Annotated in this window: 15 protein-coding genes and 2 pseudogenes; 4 read left to right on the top strand and 13 right to left on the bottom strand. The window is 64.1% G+C overall.

The features are described 5' to 3' along the window. Positions 1-227: pseudogene (locus RUW20_RS04660) on the bottom strand (hypothetical protein); the annotation flags it as partial. Between the two features lie 192 nt (positions 228-419). Between RUW20_RS04660 and RUW20_RS04655 the strand changes: the two are divergent. Both RUW20_RS04655 and cobC read left to right on the top strand, forming a co-directional pair. Beyond that, positions 420-1,178 (top strand): adenosylcobinamide-GDP ribazoletransferase, encoded by a 759-nt coding sequence (locus RUW20_RS04655; RefSeq protein WP_313951029.1) that lies wholly within the window; start codon positions 420-422, stop codon positions 1,176-1,178. After that, positions 1,163-1,726 (top strand): alpha-ribazole phosphatase family protein, encoded by a 564-nt coding sequence (gene cobC / locus RUW20_RS04650; protein ID WP_313951028.1) that lies wholly within the window; start codon positions 1,163-1,165, stop codon positions 1,724-1,726. The genes RUW20_RS04655 and cobC overlap by 16 nt, the downstream gene beginning before the upstream one ends. A gap of 32 nt (positions 1,727-1,758) precedes the next feature. Here the strand turns inward: cobC and xerD are convergent, their stop codons facing one another. From xerD to RUW20_RS04630, 4 genes are all read right to left on the bottom strand, one after another. After that, complete coding sequence (xerD, locus tag RUW20_RS04645; protein WP_313951027.1) at positions 1,759-2,682, bottom strand: site-specific tyrosine recombinase XerD; 924 nt, start codon at positions 2,680-2,682, stop codon at positions 1,759-1,761. Next, positions 2,669-3,157, bottom strand: coding sequence for a methylated-DNA--[protein]-cysteine S-methyltransferase (locus RUW20_RS04640; protein WP_313951026.1), 489 nt, complete (start codon positions 3,155-3,157; stop codon positions 2,669-2,671). The genes xerD and RUW20_RS04640 overlap by 14 nt, the downstream gene beginning before the upstream one ends. Then, positions 3,158-3,730, bottom strand: a complete 573-nt coding sequence (locus RUW20_RS04635; RefSeq protein ID WP_313951025.1) for a chalcone isomerase family protein — start codon at positions 3,728-3,730, stop codon at positions 3,158-3,160. A gap of 71 nt (positions 3,731-3,801) precedes the next feature. Then, a complete protein-coding gene (locus RUW20_RS04630; protein WP_313951024.1) occupies positions 3,802-5,058 on the bottom strand; it encodes a glutamate-5-semialdehyde dehydrogenase in 1,257 nt (418 codons plus the stop codon). 254 nt (positions 5,059-5,312) lie between these two features. On the opposite strand from RUW20_RS04630, the gene RUW20_RS04625 reads away from it, so the two are divergent. Then, positions 5,313-5,564 carry a hypothetical protein gene (locus RUW20_RS04625; protein ID WP_313951023.1) on the top strand — a complete coding sequence of 84 codons (252 nt, stop codon included), beginning with the start codon at positions 5,313-5,315 and terminating at the stop codon, positions 5,562-5,564. A gap of 34 nt (positions 5,565-5,598) precedes the next feature. Here RUW20_RS04625 and holA read toward each other — a convergent pair whose 3' ends face one another. The 8 genes and pseudogenes from holA to RUW20_RS04585 all read right to left on the bottom strand — a co-directional run. After that, the gene (gene holA, locus RUW20_RS04620; protein ID WP_313951022.1) at positions 5,599-6,603 is read right to left on the bottom strand and encodes a DNA polymerase III subunit delta; all 1,005 of its coding nucleotides are present in this window, start codon (positions 6,601-6,603) and stop codon (positions 5,599-5,601) included. A gap of 11 nt (positions 6,604-6,614) precedes the next feature. After that, a complete protein-coding gene (gene lptE, locus RUW20_RS04615) occupies positions 6,615-7,172 on the bottom strand; it encodes an LPS assembly lipoprotein LptE (protein WP_313951021.1) in 558 nt (185 codons plus the stop codon). Positions 7,173-7,191: 19 nt separating this feature from the next. Then, positions 7,192-9,807 carry a leucine--tRNA ligase gene (gene leuS / locus RUW20_RS04610; protein ID WP_313951020.1) on the bottom strand — a complete coding sequence of 872 codons (2,616 nt, stop codon included), beginning with the start codon at positions 9,805-9,807 and terminating at the stop codon, positions 7,192-7,194. Between the two features lie 87 nt (positions 9,808-9,894). After that, positions 9,895-10,683 (bottom strand): hypothetical protein, encoded by a 789-nt coding sequence (locus RUW20_RS04605; RefSeq protein ID WP_313951019.1) that lies wholly within the window; start codon positions 10,681-10,683, stop codon positions 9,895-9,897. 163 nt (positions 10,684-10,846) lie between these two features. Beyond that, positions 10,847-10,948, bottom strand: a complete 102-nt coding sequence (locus tag RUW20_RS21635; RefSeq protein ID WP_409559306.1) for a sigma factor — start codon at positions 10,946-10,948, stop codon at positions 10,847-10,849. Positions 10,949-11,329: 381 nt separating this feature from the next. Further along, entirely contained in the window at positions 11,330-11,674 is a 345-nt protein-coding gene (locus RUW20_RS04595) for a hypothetical protein (protein ID WP_313951017.1), read from the bottom strand. Between the two features lie 473 nt (positions 11,675-12,147). Beyond that, positions 12,148-12,495 (bottom strand): hypothetical protein, encoded by a 348-nt coding sequence (locus RUW20_RS04590; protein WP_313951016.1) that lies wholly within the window; start codon positions 12,493-12,495, stop codon positions 12,148-12,150. Between the two features lie 159 nt (positions 12,496-12,654). Next, positions 12,655-15,084, bottom strand: a pseudogene (locus tag RUW20_RS04585) (phosphoketolase); the annotation flags it as partial. A gap of 506 nt (positions 15,085-15,590) precedes the next feature. Here RUW20_RS04585 and RUW20_RS04580 point away from each other — a divergent pair. Then, positions 15,591-15,774 (top strand): DUF1194 domain-containing protein (locus RUW20_RS04580; protein ID WP_409559305.1); only part of this gene is annotated, 184 nt, incomplete at its 3' end.

The raw sequence follows: 15,774 nt of genomic DNA, 5'->3' as shown, positions 1-15,774 counted from the left end.
GTTAGCCGCGCCGCCTCCAGGGCCGTGCGCAGCGCCCGTGTCGCCAGCCACCAGCGCACGGCACCGATGGCCGAGATGCCAACGACCGTCAGTAGCGCGACAAACAGGATTATCAGCAGCAGTTCCATCCAGCTCCCCTTGTTGTTGATCTTGTGACCGCTGTCGCCGACCCGCGCCCCACCCGGACTATCGTGCTGCAAGCTGCGCGACGCGGGCCGCCCGGGCACCCGGGCCACCGACCGAACACTTGATGCAGGTGACAGTTTAATCGCAGACCGCCCTGGTCAGCGCCCGCTTGCTGTCGGCACCTGAGCTGCCAATAGCCGCGGTCGGCATATCGGGATACCATCGGGTACCACTTTTCCAGACACACTGACAGATGCCCGACAGCAAAAACAGAAAGCACAGCCAGGCCCAAGATGTTTAGCCGCGGGCGCGAACTCGCGTATTTCTTCGGCGCCGTGCGCTTTTTCACGCGACTGCCGGTGCCGGCATGGGTCGGTCACAGCAGCGAGGCGCTCGACCGGGCGGCGCGCTATTTCCCCGCCGTGGGATTGCTCGTCGGCGCTGTGGCCGCGCTGGTATTCATTCTGAGCTCCCAGTTCTGGCCGACGACCCTGGCGGTATTGGCGGCGATGGCAAGCACGATTTACCTGACCGGGGCTTTCCACGAAGACGGCTGGAGCGACATGGTCGACGGCTTCGGCGGCGGCTGGGAGAAGGCGCAGATTCTGAGCATCATGAAGGACTCCCGGATCGGCAGTTTCGGCGCGGTGGCTCTGGTGATGCTGCTGCTCGCGCGCTTCTTCGCTCTCATCGAACTCGATCTGGCGATCATTCCCGTGGCCCTGCTGGCCGGCCACACCGTCTCGCGCTTTGCTTCGACGACCTTGTTGCGCGGCCTCGACTACGTTCGCGACGAGGGCAAGGCGAAGCCGCTGGCAACGCGCATCAGCTGGGGAGAACTGGGCTTTGCGGGATGCACGGCCTTGCTGCCACTGCTGCTGCTACCGCCGGTCGAGGCGCTGCTCGGCTGCCTCTTCGCCGCGCTGGCGACGCTCTGGCTGGCACGCCTGTTCCGGCGCCAGATCGGCGGCTATACCGGCGATTGCCTCGGTGCCACCCAGCAACTCGCCGAAGTCGCTTTCTACGCCGGTCTGTTGTGCAACTTTTCCTGATCCGCCATCCGCGGCCGCTGATCGACCCCGGAGTCTGCTACGGCCAACTCGATGTCGAGGCCGAGGATGCGCAACCGCTTGCCGAGCGTCTGCGTCCGCTCCTGCCCGCCGGCATGCCTGTGCTTGCCAGTCCCTTGCGACGCGCCCGCCGCCTCGCCGAGGCCTTGCAACCACAGGCGCTGTTCGACCGCCGGCTGATGGAGATCGACTTCGGCGAATGGGAGGGCAAGCGCTGGAACGAGATCGACCGGCACCTGCTCGACGCCTGGGCCGCCGACGTGCTGCACTTCGTTCCTCCTGGCGGCGAATCAGCGGCGATGCTGCAGGCACGTGTGGTTGACTGCATCGCCGGTCTACGCGGCCAGCACCTGGCGCTGGTCACCCATGCCGGCGTGATCCGCGCCGCGCTCGGTCACTGGCTGCAATTGCCAATCGGCGAGTGGAGCCAGCTGGCGCTCGACTTCGGCAGCGTCACGCTACTCGAGCTCCACCCAGCGACGAAGGATGAACCAGCGATCCCACCTGTACTTCACTATCGCAACCGCTGAATGCGGACAGCACCGGCGCGCAACCGGCTTGATCAACCGCGCGGATGATGCTGGGCGTGCAGCGTCTTGAGTCGTTCGCGGGCGACGTGGGTATAGATCTGCGTCGTCGAGATATCCGAATGACCGAGCAGGAGCTGGACGACGCGCAGGTCGGCGCCGTGGTTGAGCAGGTGCGTCGCAAAGGCATGGCGCAGCACATGCGGCGACAGGCGGGCGGGGTCCATCCCGGCGTGCAGGGCGTAGCGCTTGATCAGCTGCCAGAAAGCCTGCCGACTCATCGCCGAGCCACGCGCGGTGACGAACAGGTCGTCGCTCTGGCGTCCGCCGAGCAAAGCGCGCCGCCCATCGGCGAGAAAGCAGCGCAGCCAGTCGCGCGCCACTTCGCCGAGCGGCACGATACGCTCCTTGCTGCCCTTGCCAAAAACCCGCAGCACGCCCATGTCGAGGTTCAGTTCGTACACCTTGAGGCCGACCAGTTCCGAGACCCGCAGCCCGGTGGCGTAAAGCGTTTCGAGCATCGCCCGGTCGCGCTGGCCGAGCGTCGTTGCGGTCCGCGGCGCCTCGAGCAAGCGCTCGACCTGCAACTCGGAGAGCACTTTCGGCAGCCGCGACGGCTTCGCCGGCATGGCCATCTTCAGCGTCGGATCAGTGTGCCGCCCGCCGCGAGCCAGCAGGTGGCGATAGAAGCGGCGCAGGGTCGACAGGTAGCGCGCCTGCGAGGAGGCGCGCAGCGTCTGTGACAGCGTCACGACGAAACGCAGGAGGGTCGCCTCGTCGATGCCGCGCAGCGTACCCAGCTGGTGCTCGCCAAGCCAGGCAGCCAAGCGCAGCAGGTCGCTGCGATAGCTGGCCAGCGACGCCTTCGCCAGCCCGTCTTCGAGCCACAGGGTGTCGCAAAACGAATCGATCTCGGCGAGATCGGCAGGATCGCAGAGGGCTGTGTTAGCAGCCTTCATGCGCCAGCAGCCAGCGCTTGACATCGAGCAGGAAGCCGCCGTTCTGACGGGCGAACCCCCCCAGCCCGCCGCCGCTGGCGACGACCCGATGACAGGGAACGACGACGGCGAACGGATTCGCGCCGCAGGCTTGCCCGACCGCGCGGGGTGCGTTGTGCAGCGCCTTGGCGATCTCGCCGTAGGCGCGCGTCTGATGCGTCGGGATGGCCGTGATCTGTTGCCAGACGCGGCGCTGAAAAGACGTTCCCGAGGGGCGCAGCGGCAAGCCGAAGAGGTGTTCGGCGTCCGCCAGGTAGAGCACCAACTGGCGCACGGTCTCAGCGGCGAGCGCGTTCCTCGGCGCCACTTCGGCGCCGGGCGGGAGGAAGGCTATGCGGTGGATTTCATCGTCGTCGCAGCGCACGCCGAGGCGAAAGCCCGGCGCGGCAAGCACCGCCTGGTAGTCGGGCTCGACGCCTGCGGCCGTTGCCCCCACTCAGGAAACCTTGCCGAGCAACGCCTGCTTCAGATCGTCCTGCACCGGCTGCTTGCCGAGCCAGATCTGCAGCAGTGCCTGGTAGAAATCCTCGCCAGCGATGTCCTTGCCTTTCATCTGCCCGTTGACGGCCAGGCGTGTGCCGCTATCGGGAAGCCAGTCGATAACGATGCTGGTGCCGGTTTTCGCTTCACCGATCGCCAGCATGGTGTCAGATAGCTGCTTCAAGCGATCTTTCAGGCCAGCCATTTCGGCTTCCGAATGGTTGTTGGCCATGCCTTCCTGGAGTGCTTCGACAAACTGCTTGGCGGTGAGGTCGCGCAGCAGCGTGATCGAGATGCGCTTGGCGCCTTTGGCCGCCAGCACGGCCGCGGCGTCGCCGCTCTTCTCGGGCAGGTAGAGAGCCATGGCATAGACCTTGAAGAAGGCTTTCTTGCGCAGGCCGGCGCCGTTGACCACCACTTCACCGTTGCCCAGCCGCGTCTGGTCATCGAACTTGACGCCGGCCACCTCGACGGCCAGCGTCAGTTGGCAGAACAGGGCGGCAGTCACCGCCATCAGCAGTCGTTTCATTGTTTCTCCTTTGTGCCGTGTCACTCGGGGCCTTGCGCTCGCCAGGAAGAGCCCGCAGCGAGCACACGCGCTCAGGCGCGCACCTCGCCATTGCCCAGAACAATCCACTTCTGGCTGGTCAATCCTTCGAGACCGACCGGACCCCGAGCGTGAATCTTGTCGGTCGAGATGCCAATCTCGGCGCCGAGACCGTACTCGAAGCCGTCGGCAAAGCGCGTCGAGGCGTTGACCATCACCGACGCCGAATCGACTTCGCGCAGGAAGCGCATCGCCGTCGTGTAGTTCTCGCTGACGATGGCGTCGGTGTGATGCGAACCATACCGATTGATGTGCGCGATCGCTTCGTCGAGCCCGGCAACCACCTTGACCGAAATGATCGGCGCCAGAAACTCGCTGGCGTAATCTTCTTCGCTCGCCGCCTTGGCCTCCGGCACCAGGGCAACGGTTTCCGGACAGCCGCGAATCTCGACACCCTTTCCGCTCAACATCGCGGCGATCGGTGGCAGCAGATGCGCGGCGACTGAACGCGCCAGCAGCAACGACTCGGCCGTATTGCAGGTGCCATAGCGTTGCGTCTTGGCATTGTCGACGATCTGCAGCGCTTTCCGCGCATCGGCGTCGTCGTCGATGTAGACGTGACAATTGCCATCGAGGTGCTGGATCATCGGCACCCGCGCCTCGGCAAGCAGTCGCGCGATCAGCCCCTTGCCGCCGCGCGGCACGATCACGTCGATGAACTCACGCATGGTAATCAAATGACCGACGGCCGCACGGTCAGTGGTGTCGATCACCTGCACCGCAGTCGACGGCAAGCCGGCGCTGGCCAGTCCCTCCTGGACCAGTGCAGCGATCGCCCGGTTGCTGCGGATCGCTTCGGATCCACCGCGCAGAATCGACGCGTTGCCGGACTTCAGACACAGCGCGGCAGCGTCGGCGGTGACGTTCGGCCGGGCCTCGTAGATGATCCCGATCACCCCCAGCGGTACGCGCATCCGGCCGACCTGAATGCCGCTCGGGCGGAACTTCAGGTCGCTGATTTCACCCACCGGATCGGCCAGCGCGGCGACCTGATCGACGCCTTCGGCCATCGCCGCCACGCCCTTGGCCGACAGCGTCAGGCGATCGAGCAATGCCGGCTCGAGGCCGGCCGCGCGGGCGGCGGCAAGGTCCTCCTGATTGGCGGCAAGCAGGGTGTTCGATTCCCTTCGGATCGCCGCGGCAATCGCGCGCAGTGCGCTGTTCTTGACATGGCTGTCGGCGCGCGCGATGGCACGCGAAGCCTCGCGCGCTTGCCGACCGACGGTGTGCATGTACTGCTCGATGTCCATGAATATTTCCTGGCCTTTGGGTGGAGCAGACGGGCCAACCATCCAGGGCACCGCGCTGCCCCCCGCCGCCGGCAGCCCGACGGTGATCACCCCGAGAAGCGAAAACACTGGCCTTGATGTGGTGCTACGGGAGACAATGGACGATCTGCTGTGGATTCGCGATTATAGACATTGACCGCACGCCATCGTCAACGGAACCACCGCAAAGAAATGCACTCAGAGGACTAATCCTCTCTCACTTGCCCGCGCCGATCATGAAACAGAAACTCATCCTGCCAACTGAAGTGAAAGTCTGTGCCACCTGCAGTTACTGGGATGGGGAGCGCAAGGTCAATACTGAACTTCGTGTGGTAGTGGTCAGCGAGAGTTGTGAGGGAGAGTGCATGGTCCAGACCAAACCCTCCCATGCCCTCAACGATGTCCGCGGAGAAACCGAGAATTGCGTCTGGGAGCACCTGGCCCCGGGCGATCCGGCTGCCGACCCGCAGGATGACGGCAGCGCCTGAAACGGCGACCGCGGCGACCGCCGGTCGCTGCGCTTCAGACGACCGCGATATTCACGCCAAGCCGCAGGAACTCGTTCCACACATCCCCGCCGGCCAGACCCTTGATCATCCGGTCGATGCGCGCGGCCTGCGCCAGCGCGGCCTGTGCCCGCCTGCCGTTCACCCGCTGCAGAGCGCGTCTGATCGGCGCCTGGCGAGCACCCCATACCCGGGCCTCCTTCAACAGCGCGTCGAGCGGCTGGCGTCGCTCGAGACCAGCGCTGATCTGCGCCAGGGCGCGCACTTCCTCGGTCATCGCCCAGAGCACCAGCGGCGGCGCCTCGCCCTCCTGCTGCAAGCCGTCGAGAGTGCGCGTCAGGCGCGCCACATCGCCGGCCAGCATCGCGTCGCGCAGGCCGTCGAGGTCGTAACGAGCGACATTGAGCACGGCATCGCGGATCTCTTCCGGATTCAGTGCGCCGCTTGGGTAGAGGACGCCAAGCTTGAGAATCTCCTGATGGGCGGCCAGCAGATTGCCCTCGACGCGTTCGGCAATGAAGCGCAAGCCGGCGGCATCGGCCCTTTGCTGCTGACGCGCGAGGCGGCCAGCGATCCAGGCCGGCAGTTCGCCGAGGCCGGGCGGGATCAGCTTGACGACCACACCGACCGCCGCCAGCGCGGTCATCCAGGCGGCCTTCTCCTCGCGCCAGTCGGCCGCGGTCATCGTCACCAGCAGCAGTGAATCCGGGGAAGGGCGCGCGCAGTAGGCCTGCAGCGCGGCACTGCCGTCGCGCCCGGGTTTGCCACTGGGGATGCGCAGGTCGATCAGCGTGCGACCACCGAACAGGGACATGTTTCCGGCCGCGTGATGCAGGTCGTTCCAGTTGAAGCCGGTAATCGCGGTGAGCACTTCGCGCTCGTCGAAGCCCCTGCGGCGCGCGCTGGCGCGGATCGCGTCGGCCGCTTCGATGACCAGCAGCGGCTCCTCGCCATAGACCAGGTAGACCGGCTTGAGCTCGCGCTCGAGATGCGCCGCCAGGTGCTCGCCTTTCAACTGCATGCCGGTAGCCGCTACTTGCTGCTATCCGGGGTCGCCGGCTTGGTGCTGCCGGGCGCCACCGGCTTGATGCCAGGCGTCACCGGTTTGACCGCCGCCAGCCGGCGCATCAGCTGGTGCACCAGGTCATTTTCCATGTCTCGCCAGAGCAATGTTTCCTCCTGTTGCTTGGCGAGGACGTTGGAGTCGTCGTAGGTCAGATCGCGCACCAGTTCGATCGTCCCCGGCGGCACCAGATCACGCCCCTTGCTGTCGATCACCCGATAGGTGTAGAGATAACGCAAGCGCAGCTCACTGACGCGACCGGTGCCGGAGACCGAGAGAATCACCCGGTCGCGGTACTCGGCACCCGGCAGGAAGGTGGCCTCAGCGTCGCTGGCGGTCAGCGCCAGACGCGTCGTCCCGGACGACCGGATGGCGCGCTTGAGGTCGGCCCCGACCACCGAATAGTCGGGCATGGACAGGTACAGGCTCTCGTAGGGCAAGGAGTAGGATCCGCGCAACTGAAAACCGCAACCGGCGAGCAGCATCAGGACAAGGGCAAGCAAGGCAGGCGGCAGCGCGACGCGCATCGGGGTCTTCCTCAAGGCTTCAGGCGACAATGTTGACCAGCCGGCCGGGAACGACGACCAGCTTCTTCGGTGTGGCGCCGGCCAGATGTTTGCGCGCCGCTTCGCAGGCCAGCGCGGCGGCTTCGATGCTGGCCCGATCGGCGCCTGCCGGCACGGTCAGACTGCCGCGCAACTTGCCGTTGATCTGCAGTACCAGCTCGATTTCGTCCTGCACCAGGGCCGTCGCATCGGGCTTCGGAAAAGGCTGGGTACTGACCGTGCAGCCGGGTCTGAGCGCGGCGTAAAGCGCTTCGCAGACATGCGGCACGATCGGGTTGAGCATCAGCACGGCGGCTTCGAGCGTCTCCTGCCTGAGCGCACGAACGACGGTCGAGTCACCAGCGATTCGGGTATAGGCGTTGAGCAACTCCATCACTGCGGCGATGGCGGTATTGAATTGCTTGCGCCGGCCATAGTCGTCGGCGACCTTGCCGATGGTCTGATGCAGCTGACGACGCAAGGCTTTCAATTCCGGCGACAACTCCCCTTCGGCGGACGATGCCACCGGCCCGGCCGAGACATGTTCGAAAACGATTCGCCAGAGGCGCTTGAGAAAGCGGAAACCACCTTCGACGCCGGCATCGGACCACTCCAGCGACTGGTCGGGCGGGCTGGCAAACATGATGAACAGACGCGCCGTGTCGGCGCCGAACTGGTCGATCAGCGCCTGCGGATCGACGCCGTTGTTCTTCGACTTCGACATCTTCTCGATACCGCCGACGATCACCGGCAGGCCATCGGCGCGCAGGCTGGCGCCGGTGGCGCGGCCACGCTCATCGTGCACGGCATCGACATCGGCGGGGTTGAGCCATTGCTTCTTGCCGTTTGCGTCCTCGCGGTAGAAGGTCGGCGCGACGACCATGCCCTGGGTAAGCAGGTTGGCAAAGGGTTCGCCGAGCGGCTGATCGCCGAACAGGCCCAGGTCGCGCATTAGCTTGGTCCAGAAACGCGAATAGAGCAGGTGCAGGATGGCGTGTTCGATGCCGCCGATGTACTGATCGATGCCACCCTGGCACCAGTAGGCCACCCGCTCGTCGACCATCGCCTGATCGTTGTCCGGACAGCAATAGCGCAGGAAATACCACGACGACTCGACGAAAGTGTCCATGGTGTCGGTTTCGCGCCGCGCCGGCTGACCGCATTGCGGGCAACTGCACTCGTAGAACTCGGGCATCCGGCTCAGCGGCGAGCCGGCACCGGTGATGGTGACGTTCTCCGGCAGGACCACCGGCAGGTCGGCGTCGGGTACCCGCACCTGGCCGCAGCTGGCGCAGTGAATGATCGGGATCGGGCAGCCCCAGTAACGCTGCCGCGAGATGCCCCAGTCGCGCAGACGAAACTGGATCTTCTTCTCGCCCAGGCCCTTGGCGTCGAGGTCGGCGGCGATGGCGTCAATCGCCTCCGTGCAGGCCAAGCCGTTGTACTTGCCGGAATTGACGCAGACTCCGCGCTGCTTGTCGGCGTACCACTCCTGCCAGCCGGCGAGCGAGAAATCCTCGCCGGGCACGGCGATCACCGGCTTGATTGGCAAGCCGTATTTCAGGGCAAAAGCGAAGTCGCGTTCGTCGTGCGCCGGAACGGCCATTACCGCGCCATCGCCGTAACTCATCAGCACGTAATTGCCGATCCACACCTCGACCTGTTCGCCGCTCAGCGGGTGGGTAACAAAGATGCCGGTGGGCATGCCCTTCTTGTCCATCGTCGCCAGGTCGGCTTCGGCGACGCCACCCTGCTTGCACTCTTCGACGAAGGCAGCGATCTGCGGGTCACGCGCCGCGGCGTAACTGGCCAGAGGGTGTTCGGCGGCGACGGCACAGAAAGTGACGCCCATGATGGTGTCGGCGCGGGTGGTAAACACCCACAACTGGCCAGGCTCGCCATCCAGTTCGTACGGAAAGGCGAAGCGCACGCCGGTGCTCTTGCCGATCCAGTTCTTCTGCATCAGCCGCACCTGTTCCGGCCAGCCCTCGAGCCGGTCGAGATCGGCGAGCAGTTCTTCCGCGTAGGCGGTGATCTTCATGTAGTACATCGGGATCTCGCGCTTTTCGATCAGCGCGCCCGAACGCCAGCCGCGACCATCGATCACCTGCTCGTTGGCCAGCACGGTCTGGTCGACCGGATCCCAGTTGACCGTTCCCAGCCGCTGGTAAATCAATCCCTTTTCATAGAGGCGGGTGAACAACCACTGCTCCCAGCGGTAATACGCGGGCGTGCAGGTGGCAATCTCGCGCTCCCAGTCGATGGCGAAGCCCAGCCGCTTGAGCTGGGTCCGCATGTAATCAATGTTGGCGTAGGTCCATTGCGCCGGCGGCACGTTGTTCTGGATCGCCGCATTTTCGGCCGGCATGCCGAAGGCGTCCCAGCCCATCGGCTGCATCACATTGTAGCCAAGCATGGCGTGGAAGCGCGCGAGCACGTCGCCAATGGTGTAGTTGCGCACGTGCCCCATGTGCAGCTTGCCGGAGGGATAGGGGAACATCGACAGGCAGTAGTACTTGGGCCGGCTCGGGTCCTCGATGGCGCGCGCCGCGCCGCTGCTGTTCCACAGTTCCTGAGCGGCGAGTTCAACGTCCGCGGGCTGATACTTTTCCTGCATGGCCAGAGAGAATCCAGAAATGGGGTGAATTGCGAATTATACGCACGCCCTGCCCGGCTGACCCTTCGGCGCCCACAAGTCGCCCGGTCAACTGCCGGGATCGGGCGTGAAGCCGCCGGGAAACGGGTCGGGCGTCCAGCGGGGTGCTGGACGCGGGATGATCCCCTGGGCGAGGAGATTGGCCTGACTGTCGTAGTAGAGGGTGAACACCTGGGATGGCGAGTCGCTGACGCGGCGAAACTCGGTGTATTGGGTCGGAGCGCTGAGTCGTTCGCCGTGGCCGGTGGCCAGGCGCTCGGCCTCCTTCTTGCTCGGCCCCTCGTCGCGAGCCGGTGCGACGGCCTTGGCGGCAGTATTCGACGAATCGCTTTCGGCCGCGCCCAACGCGCCACGCTGGCGCGACTCGATTGCTGCCTGCGGTAGTGGCGCCGGCACGGCCTCGCGATAGACGGCAACGCCAATGACGCCGACGTTTTGTGGCCGGTTGGTGCGGCCGGCATAACTGTCGGCGAGGCTGGTGAAATAGAACGCGGCAACCTCGTCCATGCTCTTGCGCCAGCCGGCGATCTCGGCCGATTGCCAGGCCGCGAGGACATAGCCCGACTGCGCGGTGGCAGCAGTCTGGCCATTGAATACGTTGACCCCGTCAACCGAGAGCACGGTAAGTACGCGGCCGGCGCTCTTGTTGCGCAGGACCACTGCGTAGCGATTGCCGGGCGTTCCGGCCACGTACAGCCGGCCATGGTGGTGATAGACCTGCAGCTGCTGGCCACTGCTGCGGTCGATGACGCTAACGTCGACCAGCGCGCCGGCGTCGGCGATGCCGAGACAGCCGGCCAACGGCAGGGCAGCGAACAGGGTGGCGAATATTCTCATCACGGTCTCCTTGGGAAAAACGAACAGGTGACCGTGTAAACGCCAGTGCCCGACGAATGGGGTTAAATCACTGCCGAAACTCCTCCGGCGGCGGGCAGTACGGCAAACACGCCATTGCCGGCAGCATGCTCATCGTGACCATCGTTCGACGCGAAGCGCACGATCACTTGCGGCGCTGCTTTCGGTAGTGATCGATCAGCCGGCGGTGGGCAATGCAGAACAGCCAGGTCGAAAACCGCGAAAGGCTCGTAATCGGCTCGCACATTGACCACCTGGATCCAGACATGCTGATAAAGCTCTTCGGCCAGCGCTGCGCTGACGCATTGCTGTGCCAGATAACGATAGAGGGAAATCGGGTGCGGCGATATCGCGTGGCAAAGGCATTGCCGTCACCGGCGCAATGGGCCAGCGTCAGTCGTTCATCACTTTAGCCTGCGCCCATTGGGGGAGCGTAGCGGCCCAGCAGAGACAAACGCAAGAAAACGCCAGCGCCCGGTGTCAGGGGTGTCGTCTGAGGGATGCTGCGCGCTGTGGGGATGGGCAAGAGCCGACTGCCGGCCCGACGCCACAACAGACCATGAATCGCGGGCTTCGAAGCGCGGACTCCGCACCGGCCCGGCCGGGCCGGTGATTCGCCGCCCGGTGCTCAGACGGTCTGCCGCTCGATACGCAAGACCTTGTTCACCCCTGATTGCCACAACTTGCCAACATTCTGCACGGCAATCAGGTTAAGGCTCGAAATACGACTCTGGTGGCGCCAGAGCCAGAAAACGCAGCTCACGCTGGGTATCTCGCGCACCACCGAAGAACTGCCTTCAGTTTCCGCGAAATCAATGAAGCGTTCGACGGCCAGACGGTAATAGTCCGAACTGTTGCAGCAACCGGTCATTTCTTCGGCTTCTCCGGCCGCACGCCGCCAGAGTTTGAGCGCGAGCTCTTCGCTGATACCAGCCTTGTGGGCGATCCACGGTAGAATTTTCGGTGCTTTCATATCCTTGCTCCTGAGAGTCTGGCGGTGCCAGTCGCTGTGATGCGTCGACCGGAACCTCTTGAGTCCAGTCATGGTGCAGCGCAGCATCATTATAGATAGTCCCCGTCCAAAAAGTTAGGGTTTTCTTCTAATTCGTCTCTCAAGCCATCGGTGGAAGCTCCGGAAATACTCAGTTCATATACGATGCCGGAGATTTCTTGACGTAACTCAGCCCTGAGGCGGAACCCGAACAAGCGGTAGCGGCTTACTGCGCCGCAACATCCACTTGCCTTTCAAACTGATCACAGGCTAACACCGCGCCTTGTCGCCAACCGTGATGGAATCCACGGCAGGGGCGAGATCACCGGCAACGCGCGTCGCTCGCAAATGCTACGGCCGGCCGTGGTGTTGGCGAGCGACGCGGCGGCGGAGCGGGCCGGCGATGGTCCTGAAAACCAGCGCTGCCCATTTCTCGGCGCCACTTCCACCCGGCTTCAAGGCCGGACGCTGACCTTCCAGCCTTCCCTGGTCTTGGCGAGATGCTGAACGGTGACCGCGCTCGGGCCATCGCGCGCCTCGAGCACGGCGTAGTCACCCTTCACCTCGACTTTCTCGATCTGCTTGCGACGCGCCTCGCCGCGCGGCCAGCTGACGCGCTGGCGACCCTGGAACTCTCTGAAGCTCGCTTCTCCCAGCCGCTCAATCCTGGCACCCAGGTCGTCCAGCTTGGCCGGCGTCAGGTAAGCGGCCGCATCCAGCCCTGTACGATCAGCGCCTGCTTGAAGGCGATCACCAGCGGCAATGGCTGCAACCTGGTGTGGCGCAAGGGAAACGGGCGGCATGGCGGCGCTAAAGATGGGCAGGGGAGTAACGGCCGGCAACGGTACACCTCACCAGTTGCGATGCAGGTATCTTTGGCTCAGTGCGTCGTCGACGCCGACATCGGGCGAAGCGCTGGTCGTCGCTGCGCCAACGGCAAGACCTGCCGCCGCTTTAGCGAGCGGCCAGCGCCAGTTGACCATCGTCGGTGCGTCGACACCGTGCTCATGCGCGTAGCGACGACAGGCGAGCTGCTGGTTGCGGAACCTCTCCTTGGCGTGCGCGCCGGCAACGCTGAGCCGTGGCACACGGTCAATGACGTCGATGGCCAGGCTGAAGCGATCGATCTGGTTGTTGATCGCCAGCTCCAGGGGCGTGTTGATGTTGCCCTTCTCCTTGTAGCCGCGCACGTGCAGATTATGGTGGTTGGTGCGCCGGTAGGCCATGCGGTGAATCAGCCATGGATAGCCGTGGAAGTTGAAGATGATCGGCTTGTCGACGGTGAACAGGCTGTCGAAGTCGCGGTCACTCAGCCCGTGCGGGTGCTCGCTGTCGGGCTGCAACTTGAAGAGGTCAACCACGTTGATGAAACGCAGCTTCAGATCCGGGAATTCCTCGCGCAGCATCGCCGTCGCCGCCAGCGCCTCCTGGGTGGGAATATCGCCCGCGGCGGCCATTACCACGTCGGGTTCGCAGCCTTGATCGTTGCTCGCCCAGTCCCAGACGCCGATCCCCTTGGTGCAGTGCGTGCTGGCCGCTTCCACGTCCAGGTACTGCAGGTGCAGCTGCTTGTCGCAGACGATGACATTCACGTAGTTCTCGCTACGCAGGCAGTGGTCGGCGACGGAGAGCAGGCAGTTCACATCGGGCGGCAGATAGATGCGGGTGACCGACGCGCTCTTGTTCAGCACCACATCCAGAAAACCGGGGTCCTGGTGGGTAAAGCCGTTGTGATCCTGGCGCCAGACGGTCGAGGTAATCAGCAAATTAAGCGACGCGATCTCTTCCCGCCACGACAGCTGCTGGCAGATCGACAACCACTTGGCGTGCTGGTTGAACATCGAGTCGATGACATGCACGAAAGCCTCGTAGGTCGAAAGGAAGCCATGCCGGCCGGAAAGCAGATAGCCCTCGAGCATGCCTTCCACAGTGTGCTCGCTGAGCATTTCGACGACCCGCCCGTCCGGCGCCAGTTCGGTGCCGTCGGCGTCTTCCGGGAAATACTCGGCCAGCCAGAGTTTCTTGCTGACCTCGTAGACCGCACCGAGCTTGTTGGAGGTGTTCTCGTCGGGGCCGAAGACGCGAAAGTTGCGCTGGTTGGCCTTCATGATGTCGCGCAGCAGGCGACCGAGCGGCGGTGTGTTCTCGGCCTCGATCTGGGCGGGCTGATCGACGGCGATCGCATAGTCGCGGAAATCGGGCATCCGCAAGGCCTTCTTGAGGATGCCTCCATTGGCCTGCGGGTTGGCGCCCATGCGCCGCTGGCCCGCGGGCACCAGCTCGAGAAGTTCGCCATTCGGTGCACCATCGGCATCAAACAGCTCTTCCGGCCGATAGCTGCGCATCCAGTCTTCCAGCAGTTTCAGATGGGCGGCATTTTTCTGCACGTCCGCCACCGGTACCTGGTGCGCGCGCCAGAATCCTTCGACCTGATGACCGTCGATTTCACCCGGCCCGGTCCAACCCTTGGGACTGCGCAGGACGATCATCGGCCAGCGCGGACGCTGCGCGACGCCGCTGCTGCGCGCTTCAATCTGCGCTGAGCGGATCGCTTCGACGCAGCGATCGACGGTGGCAGCCATCGCCTGATGCATCGTTTCTGGGTCCGAGCCTTCGACGAAGTAAGGCGTCCAACCGTAGCCCTTGAACAGGTCTTCCAGTTCCTGGTGGCTGATCCGCGCCAGCAACGTCGGATTGTTGATCTTGTAGCCGTTGAGATTGAGGATCGGCAGCACGGCACCATCGCGGATCGGGTTGAGAAACTTGCTGATATGCCACGAGGTGGCCAGCGGGCCGGTCTCGGCCTCGCCGTCGCCGACCACCGCGGCGACGATCAAATCCGGATTGTCGAAAGCGGCACCGCAGGCATGCGACAGCACGTAGCCAAGCTCGCCGCCTTCATGGATCGACCCGGGCGTCTCCGGCGTGCAATGGCTGCCGATGCCGCCGGGAAAGGAAAACTGCTTGAAGAAGGCCTTCATCCCTTCCTCGTCCTGGCTTTTTTCCGGATAGATCTCCGAATAGCTACCTTCCAGGTACACCGGCGCCAGCACACCGGGCGCACCGTGGCCGGGGCCGGCCATGAAAATTGCCTCGAAATCGTATTTCCGGATCGCCCGGTTGAGGTGCGTGTACACAAAAGACAGCGCCGGGCTGGAACCCCAATGCCCGAGCAGCCGATTCTTGATGTGTCCGGGCGCGAGCGGCGCCTTCAGCAGTGGGTTGTCGCGCAGGTAGATCATGCCAACAGCCAGGTAGTTGCATGCCCGCCAGAAGGCGTCTGTCTTGCGCAGCTGGTCCACGCTCAGCGGCGCGCCATCGACGGTCGACCGGGCTGCGCCGAAAGCGCTCAAATCGCTGGCTGCAGGGGTCTTGTCGGGTTTGGCACGCATGCGGCTCTCCTCAGAGTGATCGATTCAAATAACTGTCCGGACGATGGGCTCCTGCCGCGTGCGCCGGAAAGGGCCCGCAACGACCTTGGCCTGGCGGGCGTCGGCCCAGCTTGCTGGTGGCCGCTCAAGCGACAGATCGATCAGTCTGCCGGGTCAATGTTGCGAAAGGATGACGGAAGATGTTCGGAAGACCACGGCGCACCGCTGGACGGGCCGTGTGTCCGAAAGCACATCGCGCAAGCGCAGCTTCCGGCACGAGCATGGCGCGGTCCCGTGTTGCCCCCGCTTGCACGGTTTTCGCGGGGTTCCGTCAGGCTCAGAGTGTCGGAATTTTTTACACTGCTTGCCACCGTCGGAATCTCGAAAATTCGTCGAAAAAATAAACAATAGTTAATTCAAGGCATTGGATATTTTGAAAGGCTGCTGGCACATATCATGCTTTTGTTTCGTCAGGGGACGACAAGGTTACCCTGCCCTTACGACCGAATAACAGACGAGGTGATCTCATGAACAAAATATCAAAAGCTTTAGCCGTCGCGGCCATGGCAGGTGCCAGCGCGACCTATCTTCCCGCCGCCAACGCGGTTCCTGTTGGTCTCGAACTGGTTCTGCTGGTGGACGTCTCCGGCAGCGTAGACGCCACCGAGTACGCCCTGCAGAAGACCGGCTACGTGAATGCCTTCAACAGCG

Origin of the sequence: Accumulibacter sp. (genome assembly GCF_032229525.1) — a bacterium.
Taxonomy (GTDB): domain Bacteria; phylum Pseudomonadota; class Gammaproteobacteria; order Burkholderiales; family Rhodocyclaceae; genus Accumulibacter.
This window is presented reverse-complemented; position numbering and strand designations above follow the sequence as displayed.